1 pseudogene is annotated in these 522 nt (G+C 73.0%); it reads right to left on the bottom strand.

From position 1 onward, the window contains the following. Positions 1 to 78: 78 nt before the first annotated feature. A pseudogene (locus A5646_RS07005) lies at positions 79 to 522 on the bottom strand (NAD(P)H-hydrate epimerase); the annotation flags it as partial.

Genomic DNA, 522 nt, shown 5'->3' with positions numbered 1-522 from the left:
CTGCCCGACGGCGCTTTGATGCGACGCGCGGCCTACGGGCTGGCCACCGAGATCATCGGCGAGTTAGCGGCGCGCACCGGCGGGGCCGGTGATCGCGCCGGTCGCCGCGTCGATGCCGCTGGGGATGTCGACGGCGATCACCGGGATTCGGGCATCGTTGACGGCGGCGAACACCTCGGCCGCGGCGGGCCGCAGCGCTCCGGAGCCGGAGATGCCCACCACGCCGTCGATGACGAGATCGGTTGTCGGCGAGACGCTTTCGACGACGCGACCGCCGGCCTTTCGGAACGCCGCCAGGCCTTTGCGGTGGGTGCGCTCCGGGTTGAGCAGGATCGCGTCGGCGGCCGCGCCGCGACGGCACAGGAAGGTGGCCGCCCACAACGCGTCTCCGCCGTTGTCTCCGGAGCCGACGACCGCGCACACACGTCGCCCGGTTACCCCGCCGGTGCGCGCCGCTAACTCGCCGATGATCTCGGTGGCCAGCCCGTAGGCCGCGCGTCGCATCAAAGCGCCGTCGGGCAG

Source organism: Mycobacterium sp. 1245499.0 (assembly GCF_001673615.1).
In the GTDB taxonomy this organism is placed as follows: Bacteria; Actinomycetota; Actinomycetes; order Mycobacteriales; family Mycobacteriaceae; genus Mycobacterium; species Mycobacterium europaeum_A.
This window is presented reverse-complemented; position numbering and strand designations above follow the sequence as displayed.